The organism is Amycolatopsis kentuckyensis, from assembly GCF_002155975.1.
Taxonomy (GTDB): domain Bacteria; phylum Actinomycetota; class Actinomycetes; order Mycobacteriales; family Pseudonocardiaceae; genus Amycolatopsis; species Amycolatopsis kentuckyensis.
Map to the genome: position 1 here is coordinate 1 of NZ_MUMI01000278.1, position 20,704 is coordinate 20,704.

Annotated in this window: 16 protein-coding genes and 1 pseudogene; 12 read left to right on the forward strand and 5 right to left on the reverse strand. The window is 72.3% G+C overall.

The features are described from left to right. Positions 1-128: 128 nt before the first annotated feature. From CCN39_RS51215 to CCN39_RS26230, 4 genes and pseudogenes are all read left to right on the forward strand, one after another. Positions 129-4,793 (forward strand): annotated as a pseudogene (locus CCN39_RS51215) (acyltransferase domain-containing protein); the annotation flags it as partial. After that, positions 4,793-6,370 (forward strand): acyl-CoA carboxylase subunit beta, encoded by a 1,578-nt coding sequence (locus CCN39_RS26220; RefSeq protein ID WP_086846293.1) that lies wholly within the window; start codon positions 4,793-4,795, stop codon positions 6,368-6,370. The pseudogene CCN39_RS51215 and the gene CCN39_RS26220, both read left to right, overlap by 1 nt. Before the next feature lie 9 nt (positions 6,371-6,379). Continuing rightward, entirely contained in the window at positions 6,380-7,351 is a 972-nt protein-coding gene (locus tag CCN39_RS26225) for an alpha/beta hydrolase (protein ID WP_086846295.1), read from the forward strand. An 18-nt stretch (positions 7,352-7,369) separates the two neighbouring features. Continuing rightward, entirely contained in the window at positions 7,370-8,590 is a 1,221-nt protein-coding gene (locus CCN39_RS26230; RefSeq protein WP_244211012.1) for a lipase family protein, read from the forward strand. Positions 8,591-8,662: 72 nt separating this feature from the next. Here CCN39_RS26230 and CCN39_RS26235 read toward each other — a convergent pair whose 3' ends face one another. Together CCN39_RS26235 and CCN39_RS26240 are read right to left on the reverse strand one after the other, a co-directional pair. Next, positions 8,663-9,322: a cutinase family protein gene (locus CCN39_RS26235; RefSeq protein ID WP_086846297.1), complete on the reverse strand. Its 660-nt coding sequence runs from the start codon at positions 9,320-9,322 to the stop codon at positions 8,663-8,665. Between the two features lie 177 nt (positions 9,323-9,499). Continuing rightward, on the reverse strand, positions 9,500-10,177 hold the full coding sequence (locus CCN39_RS26240) for a TetR/AcrR family transcriptional regulator (RefSeq protein WP_086846299.1): 678 nt from the start codon (positions 10,175-10,177) through the stop codon (positions 9,500-9,502). A 141-nt stretch (positions 10,178-10,318) separates the two neighbouring features. Between CCN39_RS26240 and CCN39_RS26245 the strand changes: the two genes are divergently transcribed. The 8 genes from CCN39_RS26245 (at position 10,319) to fgd (ending at position 17,622) form a co-directional block, all read left to right on the forward strand. Continuing rightward, a complete protein-coding gene (locus CCN39_RS26245) occupies positions 10,319-11,533 on the forward strand; it encodes a PucR-like N-terminal domain-containing protein (protein ID WP_244211013.1) in 1,215 nt (404 codons plus the stop codon). A gap of 78 nt (positions 11,534-11,611) precedes the next feature. Continuing rightward, positions 11,612-12,379, forward strand: coding sequence for an SDR family oxidoreductase (locus CCN39_RS26250; protein ID WP_086846335.1), 768 nt, complete (start codon positions 11,612-11,614; stop codon positions 12,377-12,379). Further along, positions 12,376-13,245: an SDR family oxidoreductase gene (locus CCN39_RS26255; protein ID WP_086846302.1), complete on the forward strand. Its 870-nt coding sequence runs from the start codon at positions 12,376-12,378 to the stop codon at positions 13,243-13,245. Before CCN39_RS26250 ends, CCN39_RS26255 begins: the two co-directional genes overlap by 4 nt. Continuing rightward, positions 13,245-13,985: an enoyl-CoA hydratase family protein gene (locus tag CCN39_RS26260; protein WP_086846304.1), complete on the forward strand. Its 741-nt coding sequence runs from the start codon at positions 13,245-13,247 to the stop codon at positions 13,983-13,985. Before CCN39_RS26255 ends, CCN39_RS26260 begins: the two co-directional genes overlap by 1 nt. Beyond that, on the forward strand, positions 13,975-14,838 hold the full coding sequence (locus CCN39_RS26265; RefSeq protein ID WP_086846306.1) for a CoA transferase subunit A: 864 nt from the start codon (positions 13,975-13,977) through the stop codon (positions 14,836-14,838). The genes CCN39_RS26260 and CCN39_RS26265 overlap by 11 nt, the downstream gene beginning before the upstream one ends. Then, positions 14,835-15,566, forward strand: a complete 732-nt coding sequence (locus CCN39_RS26270; protein WP_086846308.1) for a CoA-transferase subunit beta — start codon at positions 14,835-14,837, stop codon at positions 15,564-15,566. The genes CCN39_RS26265 and CCN39_RS26270 overlap by 4 nt, the downstream gene beginning before the upstream one ends. After that, positions 15,563-16,618: an NAD(P)H-dependent flavin oxidoreductase gene (locus tag CCN39_RS26275; protein WP_086846310.1), complete on the forward strand. Its 1,056-nt coding sequence runs from the start codon at positions 15,563-15,565 to the stop codon at positions 16,616-16,618. The genes CCN39_RS26270 and CCN39_RS26275 overlap by 4 nt, the downstream gene beginning before the upstream one ends. Further along, a complete protein-coding gene (fgd, locus tag CCN39_RS26280) occupies positions 16,615-17,622 on the forward strand; it encodes a glucose-6-phosphate dehydrogenase (coenzyme-F420) (RefSeq protein WP_167455180.1) in 1,008 nt (335 codons plus the stop codon). Before CCN39_RS26275 ends, fgd begins: the two co-directional genes overlap by 4 nt. Here fgd and CCN39_RS26285 read toward each other — a convergent pair whose 3' ends face one another. From CCN39_RS26285 to CCN39_RS26295, 3 genes are read right to left on the reverse strand one after another with little or no spacing between them, the layout of a single operon-like run. Then, positions 17,623-18,774, reverse strand: coding sequence for an acetyl-CoA C-acetyltransferase (locus tag CCN39_RS26285; protein WP_086846311.1), 1,152 nt, complete (start codon positions 18,772-18,774; stop codon positions 17,623-17,625). An 8-nt stretch (positions 18,775-18,782) separates the two neighbouring features. Beyond that, the gene (locus tag CCN39_RS26290; protein WP_086846313.1) at positions 18,783-19,553 is read right to left on the reverse strand and encodes an SDR family oxidoreductase; all 771 of its coding nucleotides are present in this window, start codon (positions 19,551-19,553) and stop codon (positions 18,783-18,785) included. Then, positions 19,550-20,695, reverse strand: a complete 1,146-nt coding sequence (locus CCN39_RS26295; protein WP_086846315.1) for an acyl-CoA dehydrogenase family protein — start codon at positions 20,693-20,695, stop codon at positions 19,550-19,552. The genes CCN39_RS26290 and CCN39_RS26295 overlap by 4 nt, the downstream gene beginning before the upstream one ends. Positions 20,696-20,704: the final 9 nt, after the last annotated feature.

Genomic DNA, 20,704 nt, shown 5'->3' on the forward strand with positions numbered 1-20,704 from the left:
GCGGGAGTGGTGGCTCGGCCGGTGGGCTCGGTGTCGCCGGGCGCGGTGGCTCGGCTGGCGGGCCTGGTGTCGGCGGGCCTGGCGGGAGTGGTCGCTCGGCTGGCGGGCCAGGTGTCTGCGGGAGTGGTGGCTCGGCCGGCGGGCCTGGCGTGGTCTTCGTCTTCTCCGGCTACGGCTCGCAGTGGTCCGGCATGGGCCGCCGGTTGCTCGGGTCCGAACCCGCCTTCCGGGCCGAAATCGAGGCGCTCGATCCCGTCTTCCGCGCCGAAGCCGGGTTCTCCCTGCGCGAAGCACTCGAGCGCGACCTGCCCGACCTCGCCGCGACCCAGCTCGCCCTGTTCGGGATGCAGCTCGCCCTGGCCGCCCTCTGGCGGGCGCACGGTGTCGTCCCCGCCGCCGTGCTCGGGCACTCCATGGGCGAGGTCGCCGCCGCCGTCGTGGCCGGGGCGCTCGACGTCGCCGATGGCCTGAAGGTCATGGCCGCCCGGGCGCGGCTGCTCGCCGAACTCGACGAACGCGGTGGTGGGGCGATGGCCGTCGTCGAACTCACGCCGGCCGAAGTCGCGGCGTTCCCGGACGTCACCATCGCCGTCTACGCTTCGCCCACCCAGTGCACCATCAGCGGGACCGCCGACCGCGTCGAGGCCGTCGTCGCGCACGCCGAAGACCTCGGGCGGCTCGCCCGGCGGCTGCCGGTCGGGGGCGCCGGGCACTCCGCGGCCGTCGAGCCGGTGCTCGCGCCGTTCCGCGCCGCGGTGGCGGGGCTGACCCCGGCACCGCCCGGCATCCGGTGCTACAGCAGCGTCCACGACGAACCGCCCGCCTTCGACGTCGAGTACTGGGCGGCGAACCTGCGCCGTCCGGTCCGGTTCAGCCAGGCCGTGGCCGCGGCGGCCGCCGACGGGCACACCGTCTTCGTCGAAATCTCGCCGCACCCCGTGGCGCTCGCCGCGCTCGAGCAGTCCGGCGTCTTCGGCCTGCCCTCGGCGAGCCGCCGGATCGACGAGCGGACGGCGTTCCTGACCAGCCTCGCCCGGCTGCACGTCCTCGGCCACCCCGGCGTGCTGGCCGCCCGGCCGCAGACACCGCCGGTCGAGCTGCCCGGCCCGGTCTGGCGGCACGAACGCTTCTGGCCGCGCCGGACCGTCCGCACCGGCGGCGCCCACCCGCTGCTCGGCGTCCACGTCGAAGACCCCGGCGGCGGCCACCTGTGGCGCGGCGACATCGGCACCGCCGCACTGCCGTGGCTGGCCGACCACACCGTCCGGGACGTGCCGGTGTTCCCGGCCACCGGGTTCCTCGAACTCGCCCTCGCCGCGGCCGGCCCGGGCGGCCGTGTCCAGGACCTCGAACTGCGGGAAGTCCTGCCGCTCGGCGAACACACCGAGGTGACGACGACCCTCCGCGGGGCCGAGCTGACCGTCCACACCGGACCCGGGCCCTGGGTCCGGCACGCCACCGCGCGGATCGGCACCGGCGGCACGCCGTCGGCACCGTTCGGGGAGACCACCGGCGAGCCGGTCGACGTCTACCGGGCCCTGGCCGAGCTGGGGCAGTCCTACGGCCCGGCCTTCCGCGGCCTGCGCCGGGTGACCGCCGCGGCCGGGCGCGCGTCGGCGTCGATCGCGCAGCCGGAAACCGGCCACCCGGCGTACGTGCTGCACCCCGCGCTCGCCGACGCGTGCCTGCACGCACTGGCCGCGGCCGTCGGCGAGGCGGACGCCCTCTACCTGCCGCTCAGCGTGGGGGAGGTGGTGGTGGCCGGAGACCCCCGCCGCGGCGTGCGGGTGGACGCGGTGCTCAAGGAGTCCGGCGACGGCGTGCTCGGCAGCGTCCAGCTGGTCGACCCCGACGACATCGTCCTGGTCGAGTTCCGCGACGTCTACTGCCGCCCCTACCGCGACGCGGCGACGGCCCGGTTGCTGTTCGAGGCGGCTTGGCAGCCGTCGCCGCTGCCCGCAGCGCCGGAATTGTCGGTGGCAGCCGGTAATGTGGAAAACGGGGGGCGCCCCCGCGGGCACCGATGGATCGTGCTGTCCGACGACAACCGTGACTTCGCGGGCGACGATGTCCGCGCCGCCCGGTTCGGCAACCGGGACTTCGCCGGCGATGAAATCCGGACCGCCCGGTTCGGCAACCGGGACTTTGCGGGCGATGAAATCCGCGCCGCCCGGTTCGGCAACCGGGACTTTGCGGGCGACGACATCCGCACCGCCCGGTTCGGCAACCGGGACTTTGCGGGCGACGACATCCGCACCGCCCGGCTCGGGGATCGGGCCGAGCTGGCGAAGCTGCTGCGCGACGGGGAACCGACCGCGGTTCTCGCCCTCCTCGGCGACGCGGCCGAGCCCGATCCGGGGCGCGGGGCGCGGCTGGTCGAAACCCTGTCCGGGGTCGTCGCCGAGCTGGCCGAACTGCCCGTCGCGCCGAGGTTGTGGCTGGTGAGCTCCGGGGCGTACGCCGTCGAGCCCGGCGAGCGGGGCGATCCCGGGCTGGCCGCGCTGCGCGGGCTCGTGCGCGTGCTGGCCTTCGAGCACCCCGAACTGCGGGTGAGCCACGTCGACGGGATGGACCGGCTGCGGGACGAGGTCCGCGCGGACGGACCGGACGACGAAATCGCCTGGCGTGCCGGCGTCCGGTACACGCGGCGCCTGAGCCGTCCTCCGCTCGGCGAGCCGGTGCGCGAGCCGGTCCGCGACGGCGCGTACATCATCACCGGTGGCCTCGGCGGCCTGGGACTGGCGGCGGCGCAGTGGCTGGCCGCGCGGGGCGCGACGCGGCTGGTGCTGAACAGCCGGCACGCCGCCGATCCCGGGCTGGGCCTCGACGTCCGCGTGGTGCCCGGCGACATCGCCGCGCCGGGCACGGCCGAAACCCTGGTCGCGGCGGCCGTCGAAGGAGGCGTGCCGCTTCGCGGGGTGCTGCACGCTGCCGGTGTCCTGGCCGACGGCGCCGCGATCAGCCTCGACGCCGGCGCGCTCGAGGCGGTCTGGCGGCCGAAGGCGCTGGGCGCGTGGCGCCTGCACGCGGCGACGGCGGGGCACGACCTCGACTGGTGGCTGGTGTACTCGTCGGCGGCCGCGCTGTTCGGATCACCGGGCCAGGCCGCGTACGCGACGGCGAACGCTTGGGCCGACGCGCTGGTCGCGTGGCGCCGGGCCCAAGGCCTCCCGGCGGCAACGATCGGCTGGGGCGCGTGGGGCGAGGTGGGCGCGGCGGCCGGGTCGGCCAACCCGGTGCTCGACCCGCTCGGTACCGGGGAAGCGCTGTCGGCGCTGGAGTTCGTGCTGGCGCGGGACCGGGCGGCGACCGGGGTGGCTCGGGTGGCCGCGGGAACGGTGCTGGAGCTCTTCCCACGGCTGGGGGAGCGGCCGTTCTTCGCGCTCTTCTCGCCGCGGGTTCCGTCGTCCACTTGGGACGGCTTGGCGGCGCTCCGCTCGGGGACACCGGAAGCGGCGCGCGCGGCCATCGCCCGGCACTTGGCGGGATTGGTCGCGGACCTGCTGGGGTTGGCGGAGGTCGACCGTACGGTCCCGCTCACGCGGTTGGGGCTGGACTCGCTCTCGGCGATGCGGGCTCGTGGCGCGGTGGAACGGGACTTCGGGGTGCCGTTGCCGATTCCGTTGCTGCTGCGGGGAGCCAGTCTGGCGGAGCTCGCCGGGCACCTGGCCGAGCAGGCGGGCTTCGGGCAGGCAGCCGGGCCCCCGGCGCCGGTCAGCGCGGAGCCGTCGGAGCGCGCCGGGCAAACCGGCTTCGGGCCGCCGCCGATCGTCACCGGGCCGCGGGATCCGGCCGAACGCTGGGTGGCCCGGCACTGGCGAGCCGTCCTCGGCGGGCCCGAACCGAGCGTCCACGACCACTTCGGCGGCGACCCGGCGCAGGCCCGGCAGCTCCGGGCGGCCTTCGCCGAGCACCTCACCGCCGTCCCCGGGGAAGCGCAGCTCTTCGCCACTCCCACCATCGCCGCGATGGCCGATCTGCTGCGCGCCGAACTCGAAGGCCACGGTGGCGGCCCGGTACGGCTCCTCCGTGACGGCGTCGGCGACGAGCCCGTCTTCCTCTTCCACCCGGCCGGCGGCACCGCGAGCGTCTACCGCGAACTCGCCCGGCTGCTCCCCGAAGGCCCTCCGGTCTACGCCTTCGAACGCCTCGACCAGACCACCGTCGAGGGCAAAGCGGCCCGGTACGCCGAGCTGATCCGGGACATCCAGCCCCACGGCCCCTACCGGCTGGGCGGCTGGTCGTTCGGCGGCTGCCTCGCCTACGAGACCGCGCGGCACCTGGAAGGCGCCGAACTCGTCTTCCTCATCGACACCATCCTGCCGCTCCCGGCCACCGGCACCCCGGCCGACCAGCTGCTGGACCGCTTCGACCGGTTCGCCGGCCACATCTCCCGCACCTACGGCGTGCCCTTCGAGGTGCCTCGCGACGCACTGGCGAAACTGGACGAAGACGCCCAGATCCACTGGGTGATGGCCAAGCTCGCCGAGCAGGTGCCGGACATGGGCGCCGGCGTCCTCAAGCACCAATACGAGTCCTATGTGGACGCCCGGGTGGCCGAACGGTACCGGCCGGAACCCTACGGCGGGCGCGTGGTCCTGTTGCGCGCCCGGGAACCGCACCCGCTCACCACCGCGCTGGACCCGCGGTACCTGCGCACCGACGACACGCTCGGGTGGGACGCGTACTGCCGCGACCTCGAAGTCGTGCGCGTTCCCGGCGATCACGTGTCGATGATCGATCCGCCGCACGTGGCGGTGCTGGCCGAACGGCTCGGGGCGGTGGTGCGGTGATGGACGACCTCACCCCGACCACCGCGTTCCGGATCGCCGATCTCGCCGCCCGGCAGGACGAAGCCGTCCGGATCGCCGAGAAGCGGGCCGTCGACCGGCAGCACGCCAAAGGAAAGCTGACCGCCCGGGAACGGATCGGGCTGCTGCTGGATCCCGGGTCCTTCGTGGAGGCCGACCAGTTCGCGCGGCACCGGTGTGCCGAGTTCGGGATGGACGCGAACCGGCCCTGGGGTGACGGCGTCGTCACCGGGCAGGGCACCGTCGACGGGCGGCAAATCTGCGTGTTTTCCCAGGACTTCAGCGTCTTCGGCGGCAGCCTCGGCGAGGTGTCCGGGGAAAAGGTCCTCAAGCTGATGGACCTCGCCATGACCATCGGCTGCCCGGTCGTCGGGATCAACGACTCCGGCGGCGCGCGGATCCAGGAAGGCGTCGTCTCGCTGGCGTACTACGCCGAACTCGGGCGCCGCACCGCGCACGCCTCCGGGGTCATCCCGCAGATCTCGATGATCATGGGCCCGTGCGCCGGCGGTGCCGTCTACGCGCCGGCGATGACCGACTTCACCGTGATGGTCGACGGAACCTCGCACATGTTCGTCACCGGCCCGGACGTCGTGCACGCCGTCACCGGCGAACACGTCACCGCGCAGGAACTCGGCGGGGCGGCGGTCCAAAGCGAGGTCGCCGGCAACGCCCACCACCGGGCCGTCGACGAACAGGACGCCGTCGACTGGGTGCAGACGCTGCTCGGCTACCTGCCCGCGAACAACCTCGACCCCGGCCCCGCCTACGCCGACGACACGAGCCCCGAGCTCACCGCCGCCGACCTCGAACTCGACCGGCTGGTGCCCGACTCACCGCACCAGACCTACGACATGACCGAGCTGATCGCCGCGCTGGTCGACGACGGCGAGTTCACCGAGGTGCACAGCGGCTTCGCGCCCAACATGATCTGCGCCTTCGGCCGGGTGCAGGGCCACACCGTCGGCATCGTCGCCAACCAGCCGCGGCACCAGGCCGGCGTGCTCGACATCGACGCGTCGGAGAAGGCCGCGCGGTTCGTGCGCTTCTGCGACGCGTTCTCGATCCCGCTGCTCACCCTGGCCGACGTGCCCGGCTACCTGCCGGGCACCGATCAGGAACGCGGCGGGATCATCCGCCGGGGCGCCAAGCTGATCTACGCCTATTCCGAGGCGACCGTGCCGAAGGTGACGGTGGTGGTCCGCAAGGCCTACGGCGGCGGCTACGCGGTCATGGGCTCGAAGCACCTCGGCGCCGACGTCGTGCTGGCCTGGCCCACCGCGGAGATCGCGGTGATGGGCGCCGAAGGCGCGGTGCGGGTGCTCTACCGGCGCGAGCTGGCCGGGCTGCCGCCGGAAGAGCGGGAGCCCGCCCGCCGCCGGCTCACCGACGAGTACCGCAAGCGCCACGGCGGTCCGTACCTCGCCGCGGAACGCGGCTACGTCGACCAGGTCGTCACGCCGTCGCAGACCCGCCTGCAGGTGGCGCGGGCCCTGCGGATGCTGCGCACCAAACGCCAGAGCCTGCCGGCCCGGAAACACGGGAACATCCCCCTCTGAGGAGCCCTTATGAAGCGGATCGCCTTGCTGGCGCTGTCCGTCGTCCTCCTGCTCGCCGGCGCCGTGGCGCCCGCGCAGGCGAGCCCGGCCGTGGCCGACGACGGCGCGAAAGTCGTCCAGGAGACCTGGCTGGACGCGCGGACGGTCGACCTGCAGATCAGCTCGCCCGCCCTGGGCACCACCGGGATGGTGCGGCTGATCGTGCCGTCCGGCTGGGCCGCGCAGCCCACCCGGACCTGGCCCGTGCTGTACCTGCTGCACGGCTGCTGCGAACCGGTCGACTACCGCTCCTGGGACCAGTTCACCGACGTCAAGGCGTTCACCGCGGCCAAGGACGCCCTGGTCGTGATGCCGACGGACGGGGCGGCGGGGATGTACACGAAGTGGTGGAACTTCGGCCTCCGGAACACCCCGGACTGGGACACCTTCCACACCGCCGAAGTGCGCCAGATCGTCGAGCGCGGCTACCGCGGCGGCACCCGCCGCGCGGTGGCCGGGCTGTCGATCGGCGGGTACGGCGCGATGGCCTACGCCTTCAAGCACCCGGGCATGTTCGGTGCGGCCGCGTCCTACAGCGGGGTGCCGAACACGCTCTACCCGGGGCTCCCGGTCTGGATCATCGGCATCCTGGCGCGCGGCGGGTTCTTCAACTACCTCGACCTCTGGGGCGACGCGTTCGGCATGCGGGCGCTCTGGTCGGCGAACAACCCGTACGACCACGTCGACCAGCTGCGCGGCACCGCGCTCTACATCTCCTGCGGCAACGGGCAGACCGGGCCGCTCGACCCGCCGAACCAAGCGGACTTCCTGGAGTCGACGGCGGAAATGTCGTCCCGCAGCTTCACCGACCGCCTGCGGACGGCCGGCATCCCGGCGACCGTCGACTACTACGGGCCCGGCACCCACAGCTGGCCGTACTGGCAGCGGGCTCTGCACCAGTCCTGGCCGGTCCTGGCCGGCGCGCTGGGCCTCCCGGCCTGAGCGCATTCCCTTTCCCCGATGGAGGTTGTGGTGAAGCATGCCCGATGTCGCGCCGTGCTTTCGGCGCTCCTGACCTGCTGCCTGGTGGCGCTGGGCGTCGCGGCCGCGAGCCCGCCCGCCGGTGCGGCACCGCTGCTGCCCGGCCCGTTCGACGACTCCTTCTACACCCCGCCGTCCCCGCTGCCGGCCGGGAAACCCGGTGACGTCATCCGCTGGCGGCCCACGGTGCCGCTGCTGAACGCGCTCAACGCCGAGGCCTGGCAGGTCATGTACCTGTCGACCAACGCGCTCGGGAACCGGAACGCGGTGACCGGCACGATCCTCGTCCCGAAGGGCGTGGACCCGGCCAAGGCGCCGATCATCGGTTACGCGGTCGGCACGCAGGGCCCGGCGTTCAAGTGCACGGCGTCCAAGGCGATGGAACGCGGCACGCTGTACGACCAGCCCGCCATCAACGACTCGCTGTCCAGCGGGTACGCGGTCGCGGTGACCGACTACGAGGGTTACTCGCCGGCGACGGTGCCGACCTACATCACCGGCCAGTCCATGGGGCCCGCTGTGATCGACTCGGTGCGGGCGGCGCAGGACCTCCCGTCGGCCCGGCTTTCGAAGAGCGCCAAGGTGATCTTCCAGGGTTACTCGCAGGGTGGCGGTGGATCGATGTGGGCCGGCGAGAAGCAGCCCACGTACGCGCCGGAGCTGAACGTCGTCGGCGTCGTCGCGGGCGGGGTGCCGGCCGACCTCACCGAGGTGGCCAAGGGCCTCGACGGGTACATCGGGTTCGGGTTCCTGGCCTTCGCCTCGGTCGGGCTCGACGCCGCGTACCCGGATCTGCGGCTCGATTCCTTCCTCAACGACACCGGACGGCAGCAGCTGGCCGACGCGAAGAAGAACGCGTGCACCGCGGAACTGCTGCTGAACTATTCCTTCAAGAAGATCAGCGATTTCACGACGTCGAATCCGCTGAACACACCGCAGTGGCAGGCGCGGCTGGCGCAGAACAAGCTGGGCGCCCACCCGCCGCGGGTGCCGGTGTTCCAGTACCACGCGAGCACCGACGAGATCGTCAACACCCCGCAGGCGGAAACGCTGCACCGGGCGTACTGCGCGGCCGGGGTGCGCGAGCAGTGGACCACCTACCTGGCCGAGCACGCCAGCGGGATCCTGGCCGGCAACGCCGACGCGCACCAGTGGATCGTGAAGCGGTTCAACGGGGAACCGGCGCCGGCGAACTGCTGATCCGGACGCGGTGAACGACTCGTTCCCGGCGGCGACCGCCGGGAACGAGTCATTCGCCGCAGCGGACCGGGATCAGACCTTGCCCGCCGCGAAAGCCGCCGCGTCGTTGGCTTCGCCGCCGTAGCTCAGGTGGGCCAGGATGTTCAAGCCGCCCGCCTGGCAGATCGGGTCGCCGAAGGCGCAGTAGTCCTTGGTGCGGCTCTGGTAGGTGCCGGTGACCGAGCGGCCGATCGCGCGGATCGGGTTGCCGAACAACAGGATCGCCGCGATCCGGGGCGCCAGGTCCGCCGGGATCGTCGCGGCGATCGGGCCGCCGACGACCGCGCCGGCGCTGCTGATGCCGATCGAGTTGTCGACGACGTTGGCGCCCTGGGAGTAGCCGACCAGGACGAACCGCTGGGACGGGCAGGCCGCGGCCTGCGCCCGCACGTGGTTGACCAGGTCGGTGTTGCCCTTCTGCACCGAGGCGGGCTGGCCGAGGTCGGCCGGGTAGTCGACGCGGTAGCTGCTCACCGACCGCGGGCGCAGCCGGTTCTGCACGGCCGAGAAGACCGGGTCGCCGACGATGAGCCCCAGCGTGCCGGGTTCGCCCGTGCCGCGGGCCACCGGGACGTCGATGTCGGTGCACGGCGCGGCCGACGCGGCCGGCGCGGCGGCCACGGTGAGCCCGGCGACGGCCAACCCGACGGCGGCCGCGGCGGAAAACAGGCGTTTCTTGGGGACGCGAATCATCACTGATCACACCTCGTTGTGGGAAAAGGGGTCGGCAAGCGCTTTCCGCGGGGGACGGAAATGCGTGCGTCGCTTGCGGTGATCGCAGCGTCGCAGTGGTTGCCGAACCCGGCAAGAGGTGATTCTCCGGAACGCCGGGAATTGTTCAGCCGGTGACAAACAGTCCGGTGTGGACGCTCAGGTGGCGCACTGCCCGGCCGGGCGCGGGGTGTCGAGGCGCTCCAGCAGCACCGGATCCAGCCCGCGCAGCGCGGCCATGACGAACCCCGTGGCCAGTTCCCCGGCGGCGATCGGGTCGACGCCGGGGGAGTGGGACACGTGCATCGCGGCCCGTCCGACCAGGCCGACCATCATCGCCCCGAGCAGGTCCGCGCCCGGGCCGACCGGGCGCCCGTGCGCGAGCAGGTGCTCGCGCACCTGTCCGATCACGTGGGTGGCGATGGAATCGGCGAGCGCGCGGCGCTCGTTCGACATCTCGTCGACGGCCGAATCGAACAGCAGCCGGAAGCTTTCCGGGTGGGCGCCGGCGTAGGCGAACATGGCCATCACCGACAGCCGGACGCGCTCCTCCAGCGGGCGCGTGTTCGCCGTTTCGTGCGCGCTGATCACCCAGGCGCGCAACGCGGCGACTTCCCGGCGGACGGTGGTGCGGAAAAGGGCGGCTTTGTCGCCGAAATGCGCGTAGAGCGTCGGCTTGGTGGAGTCGGCGCGGTCGGCGATCAGGCCCATGGTGGCCTGGGCGTAGCCCCGCTCGGCGAACACGGCGCGGGCGGCGTCGAGCAGCTCGTCGTCGGTGGGCCGGGCGGCCGGGCTGCGGCGAGCGCTGGATCGATCAGGGGGACTCTGCCGGCTCATGGAGGTGTACTGTACGGACTCCTTGCTTTACTGTCCGGTAAAGCACGCTCCCTGACATCCGGGGCTTCGCCCCGGGCCGGGGGCTCCGCCACCCGGACCCCCGAAAGAGCTCCGATCGCCGTCCCCGGTGGAGGAACCCTGGTGTCCCGCGACAGTGCTCGGCAACCCGTCCCGGCTCCCCGGGACGCCGGCGAAGAAGTCGTCCGGCGGAGAGAACTCGCCGCGCTCATGCGCCCGGCCCTGCCGGCGCTGGCGGACTGGATCGTCCGGGAGGTCCTGCGGGCGGTGCCCGTCTACGCCCGGCCGGGTGACGGCTCCTACGGCCGCGTGACGCGGCACGCCGTCGAGTGCGCCGTCGAGCTCTTCGTGGACCTCGTCGAGGATCCGCTGGCTTCCCGCGAACGGCTGTACGAGACGTGCCGCCGGCTCGGCGTGGGCGAGGCCCGCGAAGGCCGGACGCTCGACGACCTGCAGGCGGCCTACCGCGTCGGCACCCGGGTCGGCTGGCGCTGGATCATGCGGCTGGGCCGGCGGCACCGGCTGTCGTCGGCGGCCATGGGGCAGCTGGCCGAGATGCTGTTCGGCTACGCCGACGAGCTCGCCCGGATGTCGAGCCGCGGCCACCGCGAAACGTGGGCGGAGATCGAGGGCACGCGGGCGGGCCTGCGACGCCGGCTGCTGCGGCTGCTGACCGGCCCGGGCACCATCCCGGACGCGGTCCTCGCCGAACTCGCGGCCGCGGCGGGCTGGCCGGTGCCCCGCGAGGTGGCGGCGGTCGCCGCCGAAACGACCGTGAGCACCGCGTGGGGGCCCGACGTCCTCGCCGACCTCGATCCACCGCAGCCATACCTGCTGCTCCCGGCCCCGGTGGACGCGCGGGCCCTGACGCGGCTCGGCACGCGCGTGGCGGTCGGGCCGCCGACCGACCTCGGCGCGGCGGCGCATTCCCTGCGCTGGGCGCGCACGGCGTTGCGGCTGGTGGCGGACGGTGCACTTCCGGACGCGCCGGTGACGTGGTGCACGGACCACCTGACCGACCTGTGGCTGCTCTCGGACTCGCCGCTGGCCGAGCAGGTCGCCCGGCAGGAGCTGGCCCCGCTCGGGCAGTTCCCGGAGCGGACGCGCCGCCGGCTCGGCGAGACCCTGCTGTCCTGGCTGCAGAACGGCGGCAACTCCGAGAAGATCGCGGTCGACCTGTCGGTGCACCCGCAGACGGTCCGGTACCGCGTGCGGCAGCTGAAGCAGGCCTTCGGTGATCGCCTCGACGATCCCGACGCGCGGTTCGCCATGCAGGCCGCGCTGCGCGCCTCGGGGCTGCGCATCGCCCGGAACGAGTTCTCCCCACCCGAGGAGTAGGAGGCTTCCCGGCTCGGCTCCCGACCTTGTCCCCAGCGAGAACATGTTCTAGTTTTGGGGACGGAAGGTGGTGTGCCGGTGAAGACGGAGCTGGGCCTGGCCGGGACGGTGGTGCTGGTCACCGGCGGCGTCCGCGGGGTGGGCCGGGGGATCGCCGAGGTGTTCCTCGCGCACGGTGCCCGGGTCGTGGTCTGTGCGCGGCGGGAGGCGCCCACCCCGGCGGAGTTCGCCGCCTGCGACGTCCGCGACGAGACGCAGGTGGCGGCGCTGGTGGAGGGCATCGTCGAGCGGCACGGACGGCTGGACGTGGTCGTCAACAACGCGGGTGGGGCGCCGTTCGTGTCGGCGGCGGAGGCGTCACCGAGGCTGCACGAGAAGGTCGTGCAGCTGAACCTGCTGGCTCCGCTGCTGGTGGCCCAGCACGCCAATGCGGTGATGCAGCGGCAGGATTCCGGCGGTTCGATCGTGATGATCTCCAGCGTCAGCGGCACCCGCCCGTCCCCCGGAACGGCGGCCTATGGCGCGGCGAAGGCCGGGCTGGACAACCTGACCGCGAGCCTGGCGGTCGAGTGGGCGCCGAAGGTGCGGGTCAACGCCCTGGACGTGGGGATGGTGCGGACCGAGCAGGCGCACCTGCACTACGGGAGTGAGGCCGCGGTCGAAGCGGTCGGCAAGACCGTGCCGCTCGGGCGCCTGGCCGAGCCCGAGGAGGTGGGGCACTGCGCCGCTTTCCTGGCGTCCGGGCTGGCTTCCTATGTTTCCGGCGCGACTCTGCGCGTGCACGGCGGAGGTGAGGTCCCGGCGTTCCTCGCCGCGGCCGACGTCAACCATCGGGAGGATTCGTGAGCGGGTTGTGCCAGGGCCGCGTGGTCGTGGTGACCGGCGCCGGGCGGGGCATCGGACGGGCGCACGCGCTGGCGTTCGCGGCCGAGGGCGCGTCGGTGGTGGTGAACGACGTGGACGCCGACGCGGCCGCGGAAGTCGTCGAGGCGGTCGGCGGGAAAGCGGTGGCGAACACCGCGGACGTGGCCGACTGGGCCGGAGCCCGGGAGCTGATCGGCACCGCGGTCGAGCACTTCGGGCGGCTGGACGTGCTGGTCAACAACGCGGGGTTCCTCCGGGACCGGATGCTGGTCAACCTCGGCGAGGACGAGTGGGACGCGGTGGTGCGGGTGCACCTCAAGGGGCATTTCGCGCCGCTGCGGCACGCGGCGGAGCATTGGCGGGCCGAGGCGAAGGCCGGGCGGACGCCGCGGGCCCGGGTGATCAACACGAGTTCGGGTGCGGGGCTCCTCGGCAGCGTCGGGCAGGGCAACTACTCGGCCGCGAAGGCGGGGATCGCCGGGTTGACGGTGGTGGCAGCCGCGGAACTCGCTCGCTACGGCATCACGGTGAATGCGATTGCCCCGGCGGCGCGGACCCGGATGACCGAGGGTGTGTTCGCGTCGATGGCGCGGCCGGACGAAGGTTTCGACGCGATGGCGCCGGAGAACGTCTCACCGCTGGTGGTCTGGCTCGGCAGCGAGGAGTCCGGGCACGTGACCGGCCGCGTCTTCGAGGTCGAGGGCGGGAAGGTTTCGCTGGCGCAGGCGTGGCGGCACGGTCCGGCGGTGGACAAGGGCGAGCGGTGGGACCCGGCCGAACTCGGTCCGGTGGTGAAGGACCTGCTCGAGCGCGCGCCCGAGCCCGAACCCGTCTACGGAGCGAGCTGATGGGCATCCTGACCAAGCGTGACGGCCACGTCGAGGTCGTCACGGTCGACTTCCCGCCGGTGAACGCGCTGCCGGTGCAGGGCTGGTTCGACCTGGCCGACGCGATCACCCAGGCCGGCCGCGACCCCGAGGTGCACGTGGTGATCCTGCGTGCGGAAGGCCGCGGGTTCAACGCGGGCGTGGACATCAAGGAGATCCAGCGCAGCGAGGGCTACGACGCTCTGGTCGGCGCGAACCGCGGCTGTTATGCGGCGTTCGGTGCCGTCTACGACTGCGAAGTCCCGGTGGTCGCCGCGGTGCACGGCTTCTGCCTCGGTGGCGGGATCGGCCTGGTCGGCAACGCCGACGTGATCGTCGCTTCGGACGATGCCACCTTCGGGGTTCCGGAGGTGGAACGGGGTGCGTTGGGAGCGGCTACGCATCTGGCGCGGCTGGTGCCGCAGCACCTGATGCGCACGCTGTACTTCACGGCCCGCAAGATCACCGCCGCCGAACTGCTCGCCCACGGCTCGGTGTACCAGGTCGTCCCGCGCGCGGAGCTCGACGAGGCGGCGCTGGAGATCGCCCGGGACATCGCGAAGAAGGATCCGCGGGTGATCCGGGCGGCGAAAGAGGCGTTGAACGGCATCGACACCCAGCAGGTGCACCGCAGTTACCGCTTCGAGCAGGGCTTCACCTTCGAGCTGAACCTGCTCGGTGCGTCCGACGAGGCTCGCGAGGAGTTCTTGAATGGCCGATAAGCGCACGACCGCCGACGAGGTGGCGGCCGAGCTGAAGGACGGCATGACCATCGGCATCGGCGGCTGGGGCTCCCGGCGCAAGCCGATGGCTCTCGTCCGCGCGATCCTCCGCACCCCGGTCAAAGACCTCACTGTCGTTTCCTACGGCGGTCCCGACGTCGGGCTGCTGTGCGCCGCGGGCAAGGTGAAGCGGGTCGTGTTCGGGTTCGTCACGCTCGATTCGATCCCGTACGACCCGTGGTTCGGCCGCGCCCGCGAAACCGGCGCGATCGAGGTGACCGAGTACGACGAGGGCATGTTCGGCACGGCGCTCTCGGCGGCGATGCAGCGGCTGCCGTTCCTGCCGACCCGCGCGGGGCTCGGCTCGGAAGTCATGCGCGCCAACCCGCACCTGCGCACGGTCCGCTCGCCTTACGACGACGGCGAGGAGCTGGTGGCGGTCCCGGCGCAGCACCTCGATGTGGCGTTGGTGCACCTCAACCGGGCCGATGCCCGCGGCAACGCCCAGTACCTCGGCCCCGATCCGTACTTCGACGAGCTGTTCGGCCTGGCCGCCGAGCGTTGCTTCGTGTCGGTGGAGAAGGTCGTCGACACGGCGGAGCTGACGGCGGGCGGGCCGGTGCAGTCGCTGCTGCTCACCCGGGGTGCCGTCGACGGCGTCGTTGAAGCACCGCGCGGTGCCCACTTCACCACGGCGGTGCCGGACTACGGGCGGGACGAGCGGTTCCAGCGGCATTACGCGGCCTGCGCCAAGGATCTCGATGCCTGGCCGGGGTTCGCGGACCGGTTCCTCTCGGGGGACGAAGAGCGGTATCTGTCCGAAGTGGACAAGTTCGAGGCGGAGGCGGCATGAACGCGACCCGGGCCGAGATCGCCGTGGTGGCGGTGGCCGAGCTGTTCCGCGGCGACGGCGAGATCGTGGCCAGCCCGATGGGGCTCATCCCGCAGCTGGGGGCGAAGCTGGCGCGGCTGACGTTCGAGCCGGACCTGCTGATGTCCGACGGCGAGGCCTACCTGATGACCACCGACGGTGTGGTCGAGGGCTGGCAGCCGTTCCGGAAGATGCTGGACACGATCGTCCCGCACGGACGCCGGCACGTCGTGATGGGCGCCAACCAGATCGACCGCTACGGCAACCAGAACATCTCCGCCATCGGCGACCACGCCCGCCCGAAGAAGCAGCTGCTCGGCGTGCGGGGCGCCCCGGGCAACACGATCAACCACCGCACCAGTTACTGGGTGCCCCGCCACTCCACCCGGGTCTTCGTCGACAGCGTCGACGTCGTTTCCGGTGTGGGCTACGACAACGCGGCCAAGGCGGGTGCGTCGGCGCAGAAGTACCACGACGTGCACCGGGTCGTCTCGAACCTGGGTGTGTTCGACTTCGGCGGCGCGGACCACGCGATGCGGGCGGTGTCGCTGCACCCGGGTGTCACCCGCGAGGAGGTCGTGGCGGCGACGGCGTTCGAGATCGACTTCTCCGGAACCGGGACCACCCGCGAACCGGACGGCGAAGAGCTACGGCTCGTCCGCACGGTGCTCGACCCGAAGAGCCTGCGGGACAAGGAAGTTCCGGCGTGAAGACCGCGCTCACCCGGCTGGTGGGGGTCGAGCACCCCGTCGTGCAGACCGGGATGGGCTGGGTCGCCGGGCCGCGGCTGGTCTCGGCCACCGCGGAAGCCGGGGCCCTCGGCATCCTGGCCTCGGCCACGATGACCTACCTCGAGCTGGAAGCGGCGATCGCCGAGGTCAAGAAGCGCACCGGCCGGCCGTTCGGCGTGAACCTCCGCGCCGACGCGGCCGACGCCGGTGCGCGCGTCGACCTGCTGATCCGCGAAGGCGTGAAGGTCGCTTCCTTCGCGCTCGCACCGCGCAAGGAGATGATCGCGAAACTGCGGGACCACGGGATCGTCGTGATCCCGTCGGTCGGCGCCGCCCGGCACGCCGAGAAGGTCGCCGCCTGGGGCGCGGACGCCGTCATCGTCCAGGGCGGCGAAGGCGGCGGGCACACCGGCGGCGTGGCCACCACGCTGCTGCTGCCGTCCGTGCTGGACACCGTCGACATCCCGGTCGTCGCGGCCGGCGGGTTCTTCGACGGCCGTGGCCTGGCCGCGGCGCTGTCCTACGGCGCGGCGGGGATCGCGATGGGCACCCGGTTCCTGCTGAGCAAGGAGAGCACGGTGCCCGACGAGGTCAAGCGCCTCTACCTCGACCAGGGACTCACCGGGACGGTCGTCACCAAGCGGGTCGACGGCCTCCCGCACCGCGTCCTGCACACCGAGCTGGTCGACCGGCTCGAACGCACCGGCCGGATCCGCGGCCTCGCGCAGGCCGCCCGCAACGCCCTGCGCTTCCGGAATATCACCGGACTGTCCCCGGTTGCGATGCTGCGAGAAGGCTTCGCGATGAAGCACGGCAACGATCTGACGTGGAGCCAGCTGGTCATGGCGGCCAACACCCCGATGCTGCTGCGGGCGGGACTGGTCGAAGGCCGGACGGACGCGGGAGTGCTAGCGTCGGGACAGGTGGTGGGCATGATCCACGACCTGCCCACGGTGGCGCAGATCGTCGAGGGCGCAGTGGCCGAGGCAGGTGAGATCCTGCGGCGGCTCGGCCGGGAAACGGGAGGATGACGGTGTTGAAGGTCGGGTACAAGGCGTCCGCGGAGCAGTTCGGGCCGCGGGACCTGGTCGAGTACGCGGTGCGCGCCGAAGAGGTGGGGCTGGACTCGGTCTGGGTGTCCGATCACTTCCTGCCGTGGCGGCACGAGGGCGGCCACGCGCCGTTCGCGTTGGCGTGGATGCCGGCGGTGGCCGAGCGGACGAAGCGGGTGCAGATCGGGACGAGCGTGCTGACTCCGACGTTCCGGTACAACCCGGCGGTGATCGCGCAGGCGTTCGCGACGATGTCGCTGCTGTCGAACGGCCGCATGATCCTCGGGGTCGGCACCGGTGAGGCCCTGAACGAGATCGCGGTGTCGGGGCGGGAGTGGCCGGAGTTCAAGGAGCGCTTCGCCCGGCTGCGGGAGTCGATCCGGCTGATCCGTGAGCTGTGGACCAGCGACAACGTCAACTTCGAAGGTGACTACTACCAGCTGGTCAACGCGAAGATCTACGACCGGCCGGAGCAGCCGGTGCCGATCTACGTCGCGGCGGGCGGCCCGGTGGTGGCCAAGTACGCGGGGCGCTCGGGTGACGGGTTCATCTGCACCTCGGGCAAGGGCATGGACCTCTACACCGAGAAGCTGATGCCGGCGGTGGTCGAAGGGGCGAAGGCCGCGGAGCGCGACGCCGAGACGATCGACCGGACCATCGAGATCAAGATGTCCTACGACCGCGACCACGAGAAGGCGCTGGAGAACACGCGGTTCTGGGCGCCGTTGTCGCTGACGGCCGAGCAGAAGCACACGGTGTCCTCGGCCGAGGAGATGGAGCGGCTGGCCGACGAGCTGCCGATCGAGCAGGTCGCCAAGCGGTGGATCGTGGCGTCGGACCCGGACGAGGCCGTGGCGCAGATCAAGCCGTACCTCGACGCGGGCCTCAACCACCTCGTCTTCCACGGCCCCGGCCACGACCAGGAGCGGTTCCTGACCCAGTTCTCCGAGGACGTCCTGCCTAAGCTGCGCGCCCTCGGCTGATCAGAGCCGTTCGATGACGGTGACGTTGGCGGTCCCGCCGCCTTCGCACATCGTCTGCAGCCCGTAACGACCCCCTCGGCGCTCCAGTTCGTGCAGGAGCGTGGCGAGGAGTTTGGTGCCGGTGGCCCCGATCGGGTGACCGAGGGCGATCCCGCCCCCGTTCACGTTGACCCGGTCGGGGTCCGCGCCGGTCTCGTCCAGCCACGCCAGGACGACACTGGCGAACGCCTCGTTGACCTCGAACAGGTCGATGTCCTCGACGGTCAGCCCGCTCTTGCGCAGCGCCTGCGCCGTGGCCGGGATCGGGCCGGTGAGCATCCACACCGGGTCCGCCGCACGCACCGACAGGTGGTGGATGCGGGCCCGCGGCGTCAGGCCGTGCTCCTTCACGAACGCCTCCGACGCCACCAGCGCCGCGCTCGCGCCGTCGGAGATCTGGCTGGCCACCGCGGCCGTCAGCCGCGAGCCCTCGCTCAGCGGCTTCAGGCCGCGCATGCGGTCGAGCGTGGTGTCGCGGCGCGGGCCCTCGTCGTGCCGGAACTCCTCCACCGGCACGGTTTCCGCGTCGAACCGGCCTTCGTCGATGGCGGCCAGGGCCCGCTGGTGGCTGCGCAGCGCGTACTCCTCCATGTCCGCGCGGCTGATGTCCCAGTGCTCGGCGATCATGTCGGCGCTGCGGAACTGCGACACCTCGGCACTGCCGTAGCGCTCCTGCCAGCCCTTCGAGCCGGAGAACGGGTCGTCGAAGCCGTACTCGCGCCCGGCCAGCATCGCCGCGCTGATCGGGATGCGGCTCATGTTCTGCACCCCGCCGGCCAGCACCAGGTCCTGGGTCCCCGACATGACCGCCTGGGCGGCGAAGTGCACGGCCTGCTGGCTCGACCCGCACTGCCGGTCGACGGTCACGCCGGGCACGTGGTCGGGGAAGCCGGCGGCGAGCCACGCGGTCCGCGCGATGTTGCCGGACTGCGGGCCGAGGGTGTCGGTGCAGCCGAGGATGACGTCGTCGACCAGCTCCGGGTCGACGCCGGTGCGCTCGACGACGGCCTTGATGACGTGCGCGCCGAGGTCGGCCGAGTGCCACCCGGACAGGGCGCCGCCGCGCCGTCCGACGGGGGTGCGGACCGCGTCGAGGAGGAAGGCTTCGGGCACGGGTGCTCCTAAGGGTGCTGGCTGCTGACGGAGACGACTTCGCCGGTCAGGTAGCTCGCGTAGTCGCTGGCGAGGAAGACCATGACGTTGGCGACTTCCCAGGGTTCGGCGGCGCGGCCGAAGGCTTCCTGCTTGGTCAGGTCGGCCAGGAGCTCGTCGCTGGTGACCTTGGCGAGGAACGGGTGCATCGCCAGGCTCGGGGCGACGGCGTTGATCCGGACTCCGTGTTCGGCCGCGTCGAGGGCCGAGCAGCGGGTCAGGGCCATGACCCCGGCTTTGGCGGCGGCGTAGTGCGCTTGGCCGGCCTGGGCGCGCCAGCCGATGACCGACGCGTTGTTGACGATGGAACCACCGCCGCCTTGGGCGACGAACTGCTTGAGCGCGGCGCGGGTGCAGCGGAAGGTGCCGGTGAGGGTGATGTCCAGGACCTTCGACCACTCCTCGTCGGTCATCTCCAGCACCGACTTGGTGCCACCGAGACCGGCGTTGTTGATCATCACGTCCAGGCGGCCGAAGTGGTCCACGGCGCCGTCGATCAGGGCCTGGACGTGGTCTTCGCGCGTGACGTCGCAGGTGACGGCGTGGACCTTGCCCAGTTCGGACAGCTCGGCCGCCTTTTCGGCGAGGCGGCGTTCGTGCCAGTCGCTGATGACCACGCTGGCGCCTTCTTCGAGGCAGCGTTTCGCGACGGCGGAGCCGATCCCGGTGCCCGCGGCCGCGGTGACCACCACGATCTTCCCCCGCAGCAGGTCGTGGCCGGGTGGGTACTGGGGGATCACGGGCGGGCCTCCCGGGGTAGGCCGAGGACGCGCTCGGCGATGATGTTGCGTTCGATTTCGTCGGAGCCGCCGTAGATGGTGTCGGCGCGGGTGAACAGGAACAGCCGCTGCCATTCGTCGAGTTCGGGGCCGTCGGCGACCATCGACCGCGCACCCCGGGCCCGCACCGCCAGCTCGCCCAGTCCACGGTGCCACTGCGCCCACAGGAGCTTGCCCACGGCGACCTCCGGGCCCGCGGCTTGACCCAATGTCCGCAACGCGTGGGCGCGCAGGACGCGCAAGCCGATCCGGGCGCGGGTGAGGTCGGCCTGCAGCAGTGGGTCGTCGTAGGTGCCGAGGCGTTTCGCTTCGGCGGTGATGTCGTCGAGTTCGCGGCGGAAGCCGATCTGCTGGCCGAGGGTGGAGACGCCGCGTTCGAAGCCGAGGGTGGCCATGGCGATCTTCCAGCCCTCGCCGGGTTCGCCGACGAGGTGGTCGGCGGGCGTGCGGGCGTCGTCGAAGAAGACTTCGTTGAACTCGGAGGTGCCGGTGAGCTGCTGGATCGGCCGGATGGTGACGCCGTCCTGGTGCAGCGGAACCAGGAGGTAGGAGAGGCCGTGGTGGCGCTGCGAACCGGGCTCGGTGCGGCCGACCACGAAACACCAGTCGGCCACGTGGGCGAGGGACGTCCAGATCTTCTGGCCGTTGATCACCCACTCGCCGTCGCGCAGGACCGCGGTGGTGGAGACGGCGGCGAGGTCGGAGCCGGCGCCGGGTTCGGAGTAGCCCTGGCACCACAGTTCCTCGACCGCGACGATCTTCGGCAGGAACCGTTGTTGCTGCTCCGGGGTGCCGAAGGCGATCAGGGTGGGGCCGAGCAGCTGCTCACCGATGTGGTTGACCCGGGCCGGGGCGCCGGACGCGGCGTATTCCTCGTGGAACGCAACCTGATCTTCCAGGGAGAGCCCGCGGCCGCCGTGCTCGACCGGCCAGCCGACGCACGTCCAGCCCGCCGCGGCCAGGTGGCGTTCCCACGCCAGGCGCAGGTCGAACTCCTCGTGCTCCCGCCCCGGCCCGCCGAGACCGCGCAGCCGGGCGAACTCGCCGGTCAGGTTGCCGGCGAGCCAGTCCGCGACCTCGCGGCGGAATCGCGACGGTTCCACGCACGCCTC